10 protein-coding genes and 1 tRNA gene are annotated in these 14112 nt (G+C 67.2%); 3 read left to right on the plus strand and 8 right to left on the minus strand.

Going from position 1 to position 14112, the window contains the following annotated elements:
* Positions 1-108: 108 nt before the first annotated feature.
* The 4 genes from DMB86_RS16760 to DMB86_RS16775 all read right to left on the minus strand — a co-directional run bounded on the left by DMB86_RS16760 (position 109) and on the right by DMB86_RS16775 (position 5657).
* A complete protein-coding gene (locus tag DMB86_RS16760; RefSeq protein WP_227878449.1) occupies positions 109-951 on the minus strand; it encodes a crotonase/enoyl-CoA hydratase family protein in 843 nt (280 codons plus the stop codon).
* A 47-nt stretch (positions 952-998) separates the two neighbouring features.
* A complete protein-coding gene (locus DMB86_RS16765; RefSeq protein ID WP_113718791.1) occupies positions 999-3158 on the minus strand; it encodes a 3-hydroxyacyl-CoA dehydrogenase NAD-binding domain-containing protein in 2160 nt (719 codons plus the stop codon).
* 2 nt (positions 3159-3160) lie between these two features.
* On the minus strand, positions 3161-4384 hold the full coding sequence (locus DMB86_RS16770) for an acetyl-CoA C-acetyltransferase (protein WP_227878450.1): 1224 nt from the start codon (positions 4382-4384) through the stop codon (positions 3161-3163).
* Positions 4385-4499: 115 nt separating this feature from the next.
* Positions 4500-5657, minus strand: coding sequence for an acyl-CoA dehydrogenase family protein (locus DMB86_RS16775; RefSeq protein WP_113718793.1), 1158 nt, complete (start codon positions 5655-5657; stop codon positions 4500-4502).
* Positions 5658-5727: 70 nt separating this feature from the next.
* On the opposite strand from DMB86_RS16775, the gene DMB86_RS16780 reads away from it, so the two are divergent.
* Positions 5728-6198, plus strand: coding sequence for an enoyl-CoA hydratase-related protein (locus tag DMB86_RS16780; RefSeq protein WP_227878451.1), 471 nt, complete (start codon positions 5728-5730; stop codon positions 6196-6198).
* Positions 6195-6896 carry a TetR/AcrR family transcriptional regulator gene (locus DMB86_RS16785; protein ID WP_113718795.1) on the plus strand — a complete coding sequence of 234 codons (702 nt, stop codon included), beginning with the start codon at positions 6195-6197 and terminating at the stop codon, positions 6894-6896. Before DMB86_RS16780 ends, DMB86_RS16785 begins: the two co-directional genes overlap by 4 nt.
* Before the next feature lie 173 nt (positions 6897-7069).
* Here the strand turns inward: DMB86_RS16785 and DMB86_RS16790 are convergent.
* From DMB86_RS16790 to DMB86_RS16800, 3 genes are all read right to left on the minus strand, one after another.
* Positions 7070-7146, minus strand: a tRNA-Met gene (locus tag DMB86_RS16790).
* A 100-nt stretch (positions 7147-7246) separates the two neighbouring features.
* On the minus strand, positions 7247-10249 hold the full coding sequence (locus tag DMB86_RS16795; RefSeq protein ID WP_227878452.1) for a UPF0182 family membrane protein: 3003 nt from the start codon (positions 10247-10249) through the stop codon (positions 7247-7249).
* A gap of 128 nt (positions 10250-10377) precedes the next feature.
* Positions 10378-11481 carry a YlbL family protein gene (locus tag DMB86_RS16800; RefSeq protein WP_227878453.1) on the minus strand — a complete coding sequence of 368 codons (1104 nt, stop codon included), beginning with the start codon at positions 11479-11481 and terminating at the stop codon, positions 10378-10380.
* Positions 11482-11763: 282 nt separating this feature from the next.
* Between DMB86_RS16800 and DMB86_RS16805 the strand changes: the two genes are divergently transcribed.
* Positions 11764-13263: a zinc-dependent metalloprotease gene (locus DMB86_RS16805; RefSeq protein WP_113718797.1), complete on the plus strand. Its 1500-nt coding sequence runs from the start codon at positions 11764-11766 to the stop codon at positions 13261-13263.
* A 52-nt stretch (positions 13264-13315) separates the two neighbouring features.
* Here the strand turns inward: DMB86_RS16805 and DMB86_RS16810 are convergent, their stop codons facing one another.
* Positions 13316-14062 carry a YgjP-like metallopeptidase domain-containing protein gene (locus DMB86_RS16810; RefSeq protein ID WP_113718798.1) on the minus strand — a complete coding sequence of 249 codons (747 nt, stop codon included), beginning with the start codon at positions 14060-14062 and terminating at the stop codon, positions 13316-13318.
* Between the last annotated feature and the right edge of the window lie 50 nt (positions 14063-14112).

Here is a 14112-nt window from a genome sequence, read left to right on the forward strand (position 1 = left end):
CGGCACCTTGTCTCCGGATCGGTGCAGCCCTTGGGTCAGGTACATGGGGCTCCTTTGGAAGAATCGCCGTTCATACTCACATGGGGTTTCGCAGGGCCGATAGGGCGCCTATTTGCCGTGGAACGTGGCCGGGCGTTGCTCGCCCAGTGCCGCCACGGCTTCCATCAGGTCCTCGCTGTGGAGGAACGCGGAATTCCACAGGGCCACGTGGCGCAGGCCGCGGGCAATGCGCTCCTCACGATCCTCGTTCAGCACGGCCTTGGTGCCGGAGACGGCCAGCGGCGAATTCGCCGCGACCTCCGCGGCCATGCCCAGAGCCGCCGCCAACAGCGCGTCCCGGTCCGGGAACACGTCGTTGACCAGGCCGATCCTCTCGGCCCGTTCCGCCGTGATGTCCTTGCCGGTGAGCGCCAGTTCCCGCAGCTGCCCTTCACCGATGATGCCTCGGAGCCGCTGCAGGCTGCCGACGTCGGCCACGATCGCCAGCCTGGCCTCCCGGACGCTGAACCTGGCATCGGCGGAGGCCAGGCGCACGTCGGCGGCGCTGATCAGGTCCACCCCTCCCCCGATGCACCAGCCGGAGACGGCGGCAATGACCGGCTTGCGGCACTGCGCCACCGCGGTGACGCCGCTCTGCAGCTGGGCGATCAAGCGCAGCAGCACGCTTCGCCGGGCGGCCGTGGCGCCGGCTTCGCCGCCTAGCTTCGCCATCCACGGGCCCAGCACCTCCTGCACGTCCAGGCCCACGCTGAAGTGGTTCCCTGCTCCGGTAAGCACCACGGCCCGGACTGATTCGTCGGCGTCCAGTTCGCGGAACAGTTGCGGCAGTTCCTCCCAAAAGTCCAGCCCCATCATGTTGCCGCGCCCGGGGCCGGTCAGGCGCACGACCACCACGCCGCCCGTGCGCGTCCGTTCCACCGTAAACGCCGCCCACTGGTTTTCCGGTTCCACGCCTGGTCGTTCCACGCCCGCCGCGGGGGGCCGGTTTGACGGGTCCATCAGTAGCGCTCCCCCGCCGCGGCCTTGGCCACCAGCGACGCCGGAGGCAGGAAATGTTCGCCGTACCGGTCCGCCAGCTCACGGGACCTGGTCACAAAGCCGGCCAGGCCGCCGTCGTACCCGTTCATGTACTGCAGCACCCCTCCCGTCCAGCCAGGGAAGCCGATGCCCAGGATCGAGCCGATGTTGGCGTCCTCCACGCTGCGCAGCACGCCCTCGTCCAGGCACCTGACAGCTTCCAGCGACTCGGCAAAAAGCATCCGCTCGACCATGTCCGCGAAAGGGATTTCCGCCGTGCCGCCCCACGTTTCGGCCAGGCCCTCCCACAGGCCGGTACGGTGGCCGTCGGCGTAGTTGTAGAAGCCGGCACCGCCCAGCTTGCCCCGGCGTCCAAACTCTTCGATCATCCGGTCCAGGAGCGCGTAGGCGGGGTGGCGGCGGTACTGTTGGGGACCGCCGTCGCGCTCCAGGCCCGCCTTGGTCTCCTTGTGGATCTTGCTCATGAGGGTCAGGTTGAGCTCGTCGGCCAGCTGCAGGGGCGGGGACGGGTAGCCGGCCTGGGCACCGGCCTGCTCCACCGAAACGGCGGAGATGCCCTCCCCCACCATGGCGATGGCCTCATTCAGGAAGGTGCCGATCACCCGGCTGGTGAAGAAGCCGCGGGAATCATTCACCACGATGGGGGTCTTGTGGATCTGCCGGGCGATGTCAAAGGCGCGGGCCAGTGTTTCATCGGAGGTGTTCGCCCCGGCGATGATTTCCAGCAGCGGCATCTTGTCCACGGGGGAGAAGAAGTGCAGCCCGATGAAGTTCGGCTGGTTCCGCAGGCCTCCGGCAAGCTCCGTGATGGGCAGGGTGGAGGTGTTGGAGCCGAGGACGGCGCCTTCGGCCACCAGGTCCTGGACCTCCCGGAACGCCCTTCGCTTCACGTCCGCGTCCTCGAAGACGGCCTCGATGACCAGGTCCACGCCGGCCACGTCCGCCGCGCTGGCCGTGGGCGTGATTTTCGCCAGCAGGGCGTCCGCGTCGGCCTGCGTGGACCTGCCCCGGGCCACCGCCTTCCCGGTGAGCGTGCGCGAGTGTGCCTTGCCGTGCTCGGCCGCCTCGAGCGAGACGTCCTTGAGCACCACGTCCATCCCGCCGCGGGCGCACACGAAGGCAATGCCGGCGCCCATCATGCCGGCACCCAGCACAGCGACCTTTTTTGCCGTGTACTTGTCAAAACCCTCCGGGCGGCTGCCGCCGGACTTGATGTGTGCCATGTCGAAGAAGAAGGCCTTGATCATGTTGGTGGACACCTGACCGGTCACCACCTCCACGAAATAGCGCGACTCGATCTCCAAGGCGGTGTCAATGTCCACCTGGGTGCTTTCGACGGCGGCCGCCAGGATGGCGCGCGGGGCCGGGTAGTTGGCGCCCTTGAGCTGCTTGCGCAGATTTGCGGGAAACGACGGCAGGACGGCCGCAAATCGGGGATCGGAGGGCGTGCCGCCGGGAATCCTGTATCCGGGTGCGTCGTAGGGCTGGACGGCGCGGGGGTTCGCGGCAATCCACGCCTTGGCGGCGGGGAGGAGCTCCTCCACGGTGTCCACCACCTGGTCCACCAGCCCGATGTCCAGGGCCTCGCGCGGCTTGTACCGCTGGCCCTGCAGCAGCACCTTCATCAGGGCGTCGGCCACGCCCAGCCGGCGGACGGTGCGGACGATGCCGCCGCCGCCCGGCAGCAGGCCGAGGGTCACCTCGGGCAGTCCGATCACGGAGCCGCGGGTGTCGGCGGCGATCCTGTGGTGGGCGGCCAGCGCAATCTCAAGGCCGCCGCCGAGCGCCGCGCCGTTGAGGGCGGCCACCACGGGCCGGCCAAGCGTTTCCAGCGTGCGCAGCGGTGCCTTGATCTGTTGGCCCAGTTCAAAGACCGTCTGGGCGTCCTCCGGGCCCGCCGCAACGAGGTCGTTGAGGTCGCCGCCGGCAAAGAACGTCTTCTTGGCGGAGGTGAGGATGACGCCGGCGACGGAGTCCTTTTCGGCCACGAGCCGCGTCACGGCGGCCTGCATGGAGGACGCGTACGCGCCGTTCATGGTGTTGGCGGAGTGGTCGGGGTCGTCGATGGTGAGAATGACGACGCCGTCGGCGTCCTGTTCCCAGCGGATGGTGTTCTTCATGCTTAAACCCTCTCAATCAAGGTGGCCACACCCATGCCGCCGCCGATGCAGAGCGTGATGACCGCGCGGCGGGCGTCGCGGCGTTCCAGCTCCTCGATCACGGTGCCCAGGATCATGGCTCCGGTGGCGCCCAGGGGGTGCCCCATGGCGATGGCGCCGCCGTTGACGTTGAGCTTTTCCTCCGGAATGCCGAGGTCCTTTTGGAACTTCAGGACGACGGCGGCAAAGGCCTCATTGATCTCGAACAGGTCAATGTCGTCCACCGTGAGGCTGGCGGTCCTCAGCAGCTTTTGGGTGGCCGGCGTGGGACCGGTGAGCATGATGGTGGGGTCGGCACCGGACGTTGCGGTGGCCACGATCCGCGCGCGCGGCGTGAGTCCCAGCCGCTCCCCGATCTCCGCGCTGCCCACCAGGACCAGGGCGGCGCCGTCGACTATCCCGGAGGAGTTCGCGGCCGTGTGGACATGGTTGATGCGCTCCACCGAGTGGAACTTTTGGAGTGCGACGGCGTCAAAGCCGCCGGCGTCGCCCATGGCGGCAAAGGACGGCGTCAACTGCGCCAGTGATTCCACGGTCGAGTCGGGACGCATGTGCTCGTCACGGTCCAGCACCGTCAGGCCGCTGCGGTCCCGTACGGGGACTACCGAGCGGGCGAAGCGGCCCTCCTGCCAGGCCCGGGCAGCCAGCTGCTGCGAGCGCACCGCGTAGGTGTCCACATCGGTTCGGCTGAAGCCCTCAATGGTGGCGATCAGGTCGGCGCCGACGCCCTGGGGCACAAAGTAGGTGTCAAAGTTGGTGGCCGGGTCCATGGCCCAGGCGCCGCCGTCGGAGCCGATCGGGACACGGGACATGGCCTCGACACCGCCGGCGATGATCAGCTGGTCCCAGCCCGAGATGACCTTTTGGGCTGCGGTGTTGACCGCTTCCAGCCCGGAAGCGCAGAAGCGGTTGATCTGCAGGCCGGCCACGGTGTTGGGCATGCCGGCGGCGAGCGCGGCGGTGCGGGCGATGACGGCGCCCTGGTCGCCCACCGGGGACACGACGCCGAGGATGAGGTCATCTATCAGGTTTTCGTCAAGGCCGGGATGTCGCGTGCGGAGCTCGTTGATCAGGCCCACCACCAGGTCCACCGGCTTGGTGCCGTGCAGGGAGCCCTTCTTGCCGCGGCCTCGCGGGGTTCTGATGGCGTCATAGACGAGCGCTTCGGGAACTGCTGGTTCGTGCACGTGGTTTCCTTCCGTGGACATGCCGGCCGCATCGGCGCGGGCGGGCGGGACGGTTGACGGGTTGCGGACGGGATGAAGGAGCGTCGTGGTTGATGGCCCCTTTGCTGAGGGAGCGTCACAGGGAGCGGGCGATGAGCTCCTTCATGACCTCGTTGGCGCCGGCGAGCACGCGCAGCACCCTGTTGTCCGCGTAGAGGCCGGCGATGGGGTATTCCAGGCAGTAACCGTAGCCGCCGAACAGCTGCTGGCAGCGGTCCACCACCTCTCCGGTCCTGTCGGTGATCCAGTACTTGGCCATGGAAGCGGTGGCTGCGTCCAGATCCCCGTTGACGTGCTTGACAATGCAGTCGTCCAGGAACACCCGGTTCACCCGGGTGATGGTGGCGCACTCGGCCAGTTCAAAGCGGGTGTTTTGCAGCTCAAACAAGGGCTTGCCAAAGGCCTCCCGCTCCTTGGTGTACGCCAGCGCATACGTCACGGCCAGCTCGCTGATGGACTGGGCCATGATGGCGGTGACCAACCGTTCCTGCGGCAGCTGGTTCATGAGCTGGTAGAAGCCCTGCCCCTCCACGCCGCCCAGGAGGTGCGACGCCGGAATGCGCAGGTCCTCAAAGAACAGCTCCGAGGTGTCCTGGCCCTTCAGGCCAATCTTCGCCAGGTTCCTGCCCCGGGTGAATCCGGGGGTGTTGTCATTCACCTCGGCCACAAGCAGGGACATGCCCTTGGCGCCTTGGGCGGAGTCGGTCTTGACGGCGATCACGACCAAGTCGCACAGCTGTCCGTTGGAGATGAAGATCTTCGAGCCGTTCACGACGTAGTCGTTCCCGTCGCGGCGGGCGCGGGTGGTGATGGCCTGCAGGTCGGAGCCGGTGCCGGGCTCGGTCATGGCGATGGAGCCAATCCATTCGCCGCTGCACAGCTTGGGCAGCCAGCGCAGCTTTTGCTCTTCGGTGGCGTAGGCCAGCAGGTAGTGGGCCACGATGCCCTCGCTGACGGCAAAGCCCATGCTTCCGGCCCCGGCGGCGGTTTGTTCCTGCAGCAACAGGGCCAGGTTGGCGAAGGTTCCTCCCCCGCCGCCGTATTCCTCCGGGATGCTCATGCCGGACAGGCCGAGTTCCCCGGCGCGCTCATAGAGGTCCCGGTCCGGGTGGCCCTGGGCCTGGAACTTCTCCTCCCGGGGCGCCACCTCCCTGGTGAAGTAGTCCTGCGCCAGGCGGGCAACGTCGGCCAGGTCTTCATCGATCCAGCTCGCGGAAAACTGAGTTGTTGACATACCGCCAATGCTGCAGAACTATTGACAGCGTGTCAATAGATCGCCGATGCATCCCAAGGAAGCGGTGTCCATGACCAGCTACACGGCCGTCATGGCCAATGAGGCCGGGCATGCCTTTCGCGCGGCCGACGCCGACCCTGCCGTGCGCGTGGTCGTCGGCGGCGGAATCACCATCACGCTCTCCTGCGACTTCCGGATCGCGTCAACGGACTCGCGCTTTTCCTTCCCATTCAGCCGCCGCGGTATTTTCCCCGAGGGTGCCTCCGTCGGGTACCTGCCCCGACTCGTGGGCATGTCCCGGGCCACGGACTGGATGCTGACAGGACGGCTCTTTGGCACCCAGGAAGCGCTCAGTGGCTTGGACTCCCCCATCCCCGCCCACGCCGCCGACTCGCGGCTGATCGAAGGGCTCGCCGACAGCCCCGACGCCGTGGAGGCCGTTACCTCATTCCTGGAAAAGCGGGCGCCGTCCTTCCCCTTGTCGGTGCCCGGCGACCTCCCGGCATGGCTGCCATGGCTGGCCCCCGACGGCACGCCATGACGTCCCCCCCAGCGGCCTCGGATGCGCACCCGCGGTCCGCGCCCAAGGAGGGACCCGGCGTCGAGCTTGCCGAACAGCGCAGGCAGCGGCTGAGCCCGGATGAGCGCCGCGAACAGATCTTCGCCTGCGCCCAAAGGCTGTTTGCCCTGCGCCCGTACGAGGACGTCTCCGCCACCGACATTGCCGCGGCTGCGGGGGTGGCCCGCGGGCTGGTCAACCACTATTTCGGCAACAAGCGCGGACTGTACCTGGAGGTTGTCCGGCTGAATTCAACGGTGCCCGAGCTCGCGGTGGCAACGCTGCCGGACGGCACCCTTCAGGAGCGCATCGACGCGTCCGTCACCTGGTTCCTGGATACGCTGGAAAACACCGGAGGGACGTGGCTGGCGCTCGGATCCGGGGGCATGGGGCGCGACTCGGACCTCGAAAACATCCTGGTCGAGGCGGAAAACGAATCCGTCGAACGGCTCATGGACGCGATGGGGCTGGCCGGGCGCCACGAGGGCCGGGAGCAGGTCCGCGCCATGATGCGTGCCTATGCCCAGCTGGCGCGCAGCGGCGCACGGGAGTGGCTGCTGCGGAAAACCCTCAACCGGCTCCAGGTGCACACCCTGCTGTCCGCCACACTGCTGGCAATTGTTTCCGACGCCGTCCCCGCCCTCACGCCTGCCGCGGGGCCACGGAAAGGTCCGCCATGACCACGGGCTGCCGGGGCCGGCGCGAGCTCGTTTGTCCGGGCCGGCCGCGACTGGAAAATCCGTGCCGCAGTGGCGGCGGCAAAACACGGAGCAACAGCCTTCCGCGCGCACCCGCTGGCAGGTGGACCACGGTTAAACCAGTCAGCCCCCGGACTGGGGGCTGACTGCTTACTTGGTTGCGGGGACAGGATTTGAACCTGTGACCTCCGGGTTATGAGCCCGGCGAGCTACCGAACTGCTCCACCCCGCGATGTGTTCTTAACATTACCCCGGGGCGGGCGGGCCGCAAAATCGAAGGGCACGTGACGTTCGTCGCGTGCCCTTCAATTTCCACAGGCCCGGTGGGGCTGCTACGGCTTGGCCGACGGCGGCGCCGTCGCTGTAGCCTTGGGTGCCGGCGTGGCCGCCTTTGTCCCGGCGCCTTCCGCCGCAATGGCTGCGTTGATGGCCGCCTGCAGCGCCTTCTGTGCCGTGCCGTACGCGGCGAAATCACCCTTGGTCAGTGCCGTCTGGCTGTCCTTCATGGCCTGGCTGGCATCATTCAGTGCCTTCGCAAGGGCAGGGTTGTTGCTGACGGCGCCTCCCGTTGAGCTGCCGGCCGATCCGGGAGACTTCTGGACGTTGGCGTCGCCTGCTGAGGCCCCGGAGTTGCCGCCAAAGAGCTGGTCCAGCGCGTCGTTGAGCGTGGCCGCGTAGCCGATCTTGTTGCCGAAGGCGACCAGCACTCGCTGGAGCGTGGGATACGACGTCGAGCCCGTGGACTTGACGTAGACCGGCTGGACGTACAGCAGCCCGCCGCCCATGGGGAGCGTGAGCAGGTTGCCGTTGATGACGTCGGATTGGCCCAGCTTCAGCACGTTCAGCTGCTCAGACACCGTGGGGTCCGACTGGAAGGTGTTTTGCACCTGGCCGGGGCCGGGCACCTGCGTGTCCACAGGCAGCTCCAGGAGCTGCAGCTTCCCGTAGTCGGGGCTCTTGACGCCCTTGACGCTGCCGGCGTCGCCGTTGGCGGCCATGAAGCCGTAGAGGATGTTGCGGGATTCGGTGCCCTGGACCTGCTGCGGGATGAAGTCCGTGGTCAGGGAGAACGCCGTCTTGGTCTGTCCCGGCATTTGCAGCGACAGGTAATACGGCGGCTGCTTGTCAACGGCCGCGGTGGTGGGGTCGTCCGGGACGCTCCACGCTTCCTGGTTGGCGTAGAACTTGCCCGCATCCGTCACGTGGTAGCGGCCCAGGAGCTCGCGCTGGACCTTGAACAGGTCTTCGGGGTAGCGCACGTGCGACATCAGGTCCCCGGACATGTCCGAGTACGGCTTGACCGTGGTGGGAAAGACCTTCTCCCACGACTTCAGGATGGGGTCCTGCGTGTCCCAGGCATACAGCTGCACGGATCCGTCATAGGCGTCGACGGTGGCCTTGACGGAGTTGCGGATGTAGTTGACCGACGCGGCAGGCAGCGGCGCCACCCCGCCCGTAGTTGTCAGGGAGTCCGTGGTGGCGTCCTGGAGTTGCTGCTGCTGGGAGTACGGGTAGGCGGAGCTGGTGGTGTAACCGTCCACAATCCACTTGACCCTGCCGTCCACAATGGCGGGGTACGGGTTGCCGTCCAAGGTCAGGTACGGCGCCACCTTGGCGACGCGCTCCGCCGGTGTGCGGTCGTAGAGGATCTGGGACTGGCTGTTGACGCCGTTGGTGAGCAGCAGGTCCGAGGACTGAAACTTCATGGCGTACATCAGCCGGTTGAACCAGTTGCCCAGCGACGGGCCGCCGCTGCCGGCGAACGTGGTCATGGTCTCCCCGGAGGTGTCCGCACTGTCCTTCGACGCGGGGGTGTTCCCCTGCGGCCGGTCCAGCTCCACCGGGGTGGCGCCCTTGGGCCCTCCGACAATGGAGTAGTCCGTCGTCGACTGGCCGAAGTAGATGCGCGGCTGGTAGCTGGTGTCGGTGCCCAGCACGCCCGTGGACGGGACGCCGGACTGCATGAACACGGGCTTGCCGTCCGAGGTGACGGTGTTGCCGTAGGCTGCCACCACCCCGTAGCCGTGCGTGTACACCAGGTGCTGGTTGTACCAGCTTTGCTGGCCCGGGTTGATGCCGTTCGGGTTCAGCTCACGTACCGCAATCACGGCGTCCTGGACCTTGCCGTCAATCGTGTAACGGTCGACATTGAGGGTCTTGGGGAACTCGTAGTAGGGGCGGTACTGCTGCAGCTGCGCAAAAGTGGAGGAGATCAGGTTGGGGTCCAGCAGGCGGATGCTGGCCACCGTGGACGCGTCCTGGCGCAGGGCCCCGGCTGTCGCCGTCGTCGTGGCGTTGTACGGGGTGACCGCCATATCGGAGAGCCCGTAGGCCTGCCGGGTGAAGTCAATGTTGCGTGCAATGTACGGCGCCTCCACAGTGCCTTCAGAGGGCTTGACTTCCAACTGCTGGATGGCCCACGGGTAGATGCCGCCAGCCACAATCGCGGTGATGACCAGCATGCCGGTGCCGATGAGGGGCAGCTTCCACCGGCCCAGGAAGGCGGCCACAATGAACAGGACCGCCACGATCACGGCGGCCACGGCCAGGATGGCCTTCGTGGGGATCACGGCGTTGACGTCGGTGAACATGGCGCCGGCGCGGTAGCCGCCGTTGTTTTGCAGCGTGCCGTAGGTGTCCAGCCAGAAGTTGATGCCCAGCAGCACCAGGAACACCGCTGCCAGCACTGCCATGTGGATCTGGGCGCTGCGGGAGGTGAAGATCCCATGCTCGGCCAGGCGGACGGCGCCGTACAGGTAGTGGGTGAGCAGGCCGGCGATGAAGGAGATCACCGTGACGCTGATCAGCAGGCCGGTGATGAAGCCGAGGAACGGCAGCGTGTTGGTGTAGAAGCTGATGTCCAGCCCAAACTGGGGATCCTTCTCGCCAAAGGGCACCTGGTACAGGAACAGCATCACCTTGTCCCACTGGGCCATGGCCGCGGTGCCGGCAAACAGCCCGAAGACCACGGGAACGCCCACCATGACCACGCGCCGGACAGGTTCCAGCTGTGCCTGGTAGCGGTTGAGGTTGTCATCGCGCTGGTTGTCGGGGGCGTAGATGGGCCGGGCTCGGTAGGCCACCCTGATGGAGGCGTAGACCCCGGCACCCATGATCAGGAAGCCCACGGCGAAGATCAACAGTTTCGCGAGCTTTTCGCGCCAGAAGACGGTGGAGTAGCCGAGCTGGTTGAACCAGAGCATGTCCGTGTAGAGGCCGGCAAAAATTACCAGGGCGATGACCAGTGCCACCACGACGATGATGGTGGGCAGAAGGGCGCTGCGGCGCCTGGGCCGGGCGGAGTTGTGCGGCGAAGCGGCTGGGCGGGATGTCACTCGTACCTCTATTTGCAGTTTGCTGATTCTTGGGTGGTGCCGGTGCGGTGCTGCTCCTGACACGGCGGCCAGGGTACTAATGCTGCCACGAACGGACCGGCGGCGAAGTTCCGCACGATGCCCAATCGTTACTTACACGTGGGCAGCGTGGAACTGTCCTTGCCGGTCCCAATGGCGGTCACGGCGGCGTAGGCTTCCTTCAGCGTAGCGACTTTGACCACGTGAAGCCCGTTGGGGACGTGTCCGACGACGTCCCCGCAGTTCGCGGCCGGCGCCAGGAAGTAGTCGGCGCCGTTGTTCCGGGCCCCCACCATCTTCTGTGCGATGCCACCGATGGCGCCCACGTCGCCGCCCGGATCAATGGTCCCGGTGCCCGCAAAGTGCTTCCCGCCGGTCAGGTCGCCCTTGGTCAACGTGTCCATGATGCCCAGCGCAAACATCATGCCGGCGCTGGGCCCGCCGATGTTGCTCAGCGTGATGTCCACCTTGAACGGGAAGGTGAACTTGTTCTGCAGGGAGATCCCCAGAAGGTATTTGCCGTCCGTGCCGGCACGCGGCGTGATCTGGACGCTCTTGTCCGCGCCGGCGCGCTGGACGGTCACCTCCACGGGCGCGCCCTTGCCGTCAGCCAGGACCTTCTGGATGGCGGGAAGTCCAGTGATGGGCTTTCCGTCAATGGTGAGCAGCACGTCGTCGGGCTTGAGAATGCCGGCGGAGGCGCCGTCGGAGGGCACCGAGGCAATGGCCAGCACGGTTTGATAGTTGATGCCGAGGGCCTTGAAGGCGGCCGCCGTCGCGTTTTCCTGCGAACCGGTCATGGCCGCGGAATTTTCGCTGTTGACCGCTTCCTGGCTGGTGCCCGGAGGGTAGATGAGTTCCGCAGGGTAGATGGAGTCCGACGGCGTCAGCCAACCCTGCAGGGCCTGGAAAATGTTGATTTCGCTGTCCGGGAGCCCACCGATCATGTGGACCGTGGTCAGGTCGAGGGTGCCGGACTGGGCAGGGAAGCTGTTGTGGCCAGTGACGCTGATGACCGGCTGCCCGCCCACGCTGCCGATGGTGTTGATGGCCGGTCCCGGGGATTCCACGACGTAGGGGACGGGGATGGCCATGGCGGCGACGGCCAGCACGGCGGCAACGACGCCGGAGACCACCATGGCGGACGCCCGCCCGTCCCGGCGCACCCTCTTCGCCACCGGCGCCAGCGCTGCGTCCTGGTTTTCCTGGCTCAATAACCCGACCTTTCCAAGGATCCGTTTCGCTTGCATCAACTTCGCGTCCACGCCGCGCCGGTGCCCAAAAGGGGGCTCCCCGCGCGTGTGCACCAAGCTCCACCCTACTGGGTCGGGCCGGGTGCCTGCTGTGAATCCATGGGGTGGCCGGGGCGGCCAAATCCAGCCGGATTCGGGCGTCTTTGCCGGTAGCGAACAGCGGCCGCCCATGGGGCGACAAGCGCCCACCGCGGCGGTAACGTGAAGATACCGCTTTCATCTTCCTGCAACGATCGGGCCGCCATGTCTTCCACCCCAGCCAACAACGACGACGACACGCCGAAGGACCCGCTGTCTGAAATGCTGGCCAAGCTCCTGGGCGGCGAGGGCATGGAAGGTTTCGACCCGGCCGAACTGGCCAAGGCCGCCGGCCTGCCTGAGGACCCCAAAGTGCTTGCGCAAATGTTCTCCCAGGTGCAGGCCATGATGAACAGTTCCTCGGACACCCCGGTGAACTGGGAACTGGCGCACGACGCGGCCCGGAAGTCCGCCGCCGGCGACGATCCGTCGGTGACGCCGGCGCAGTCGCGCGAGGTGGATGATGCGCTGCGCCTGGCGGAGATGTGGCTGGACCCGTTCACCGACCTTGCGGCCACCGCCATCATCGGCAAGGCCTGGTCCCGGGCCGAATGGGTTGAGGAAACCCTCGGGACCTGGCAGAGGCTGACAGAGCCGGTGGCGAACAGCATCGCGTTTGCCATCTCCACCGCCATGAATGAGCAGCTTCCCGAGGAAATGAAGTCCATGATGGGCGGCGCGGCCTCCATGATGCAAAACATGGGCGGCGCGTTGTTCGGGCTGCAGTTGGGCCAGGCAGTGGGCGCGCTCGCCAAGGAGGTGGTGGGCTCCACGGACATCGGCATCCCGCTCGCGGACCTCCAGATGGCGCTGCTGCCCGCCAATGTGAAGGCTTTCGGCGAGGGCCTGGAGGTGCCGGAGCAGGAGATCCGGCTCTTCCTGGCCTTGCGCGAGGCCGCCCACGCCCGCCTGTTTGTCCAGGTCCCCTGGCTGCGCGGACACCTGCTGGGCGCCATCGAGTCCTATGCCCGCGGCATCCACATTGACATGTCCCGCATCGAGGACCTGGCGCACAACCTGGACCCGAGCAACCCGGAGGCCATGCAGGCCGCCCTGTCGGAGGGCGTCTTCATGCCGGCGCGGACCCTGGAGCAGGAAGCCGCCCTGGCCAAGCTGGAGACTGCGCTGGCCCTCGTGGAGGGTTGGGTCGATGAAGTCACGTTCGAGGCCGCGGCCAACTTGCCGTCCGCCGGAGCCATCCGTGAGACCATACGTCGACGCCGGGCCACGGGCGGCCCGGCGGAGCACGCGTTCGGTTCACTGGTGGGCCTGGAGCTGCGTCCGCGCCGGCTGCGCGAGGCGGCGGCGCTGTGGGCATCACTGAAGGAGCAGCGCGGCATTGCCGGCCGCGACGCCATCTGGGCGCACCCGGACCTGCTGCCCACCTCCGCCGACCTCGACGACGCGGCCGGTTTCAGCGCCCGCCGTTCCGCCGCCGATGCTTCCGATTCGGAAGTGGACGCCGCCCTCACCAAGCTGCTCGAAGGCGGCTTTGACGACGCGGTGCCGGACGGGGACGACACCGGCGCCACCGACACCGGTGCCGCCGACACCGGTGGTTCCGCGGGCGAGGCTTCCGGCACCGAGGCTTCCGGCACCGAGGCTTCCGGCACCGAGGCTTCCGATGACGGCGACGCCGGCGGGGCCCCGGCAACGGACAATTAACTTCCCCCGGGGAACGTCGAAATCCCGGCCCGCCGTTACTGGAGCTGCCGCGTCAGAACAGCTGTCCTGGTGGCGGCCCACCCGTCGTCCCCGATCCCCCGGCGGTGAGTTCGCCGCCGTCGATGTCCGAGTCGGGGCCGCCGTCGTCCATGTCGGCGCCCATGCCCTGGATGTTGCGGGCAGAGGCGAAGGACGCGCCATCCAAAAAGGCCTTGGCCCGCTCCTGCTCGGCATAACTGTCAAGTTCCGCCCAGAATCCGGCGCTGTGGTTGGGGTGGATCAGGTGGGCCAGTTCGTGCAGCAGGACGTAGTCCAGAACCCATTCGGGCATGCCCTTGACATGATGTGAAATGCGGATGGTCTTGCGGGCATGCGTGCACGATCCCCAGCGTCCGTTTTGGTTGGTCACCCACCTCACGGATTCCGGCACCGCCCGCGATCCCAGATACCTTGCGGAAAGGGCCCGGCAGCGGCGCATGAGTGCGTCGTCGCTCTCGGGGGCCCGACGGCGGCCTCCGGCCGTCCGGGCGCGCGTGTCGCCTTCCAGCCGTGAAACCATGTGCGGCACCCAATACTGCTCATCCTCAAGGCTCAGGCGCGACGGCACCGCGATCACGGCGCGGCCTCCTTCCCAGAAGGCGGAAAGGCCGTTCTTGCGCCGCCGGGTGCGCCGCACCACCACCGGTGCGCCGTTGGATGCCCGGTGTCTTGAGAGGGAGTCCCCCAGGGGTCCGGGCGTGCCGCGCCCAATCGGGGTCCGCCGGGGATCCTGGTGCGCGGGTGCAAGCTGATCTGACATGCTTCGACGGTACAACGCGCCGGCAGCGAAAATCGAACGGAACGGCCGGT

The sequence above is a fragment of the Arthrobacter dokdonellae genome, assembly GCF_003268655.1.
Lineage (GTDB): Bacteria > Actinomycetota > Actinomycetes > Actinomycetales > Micrococcaceae > Specibacter > Specibacter dokdonellae.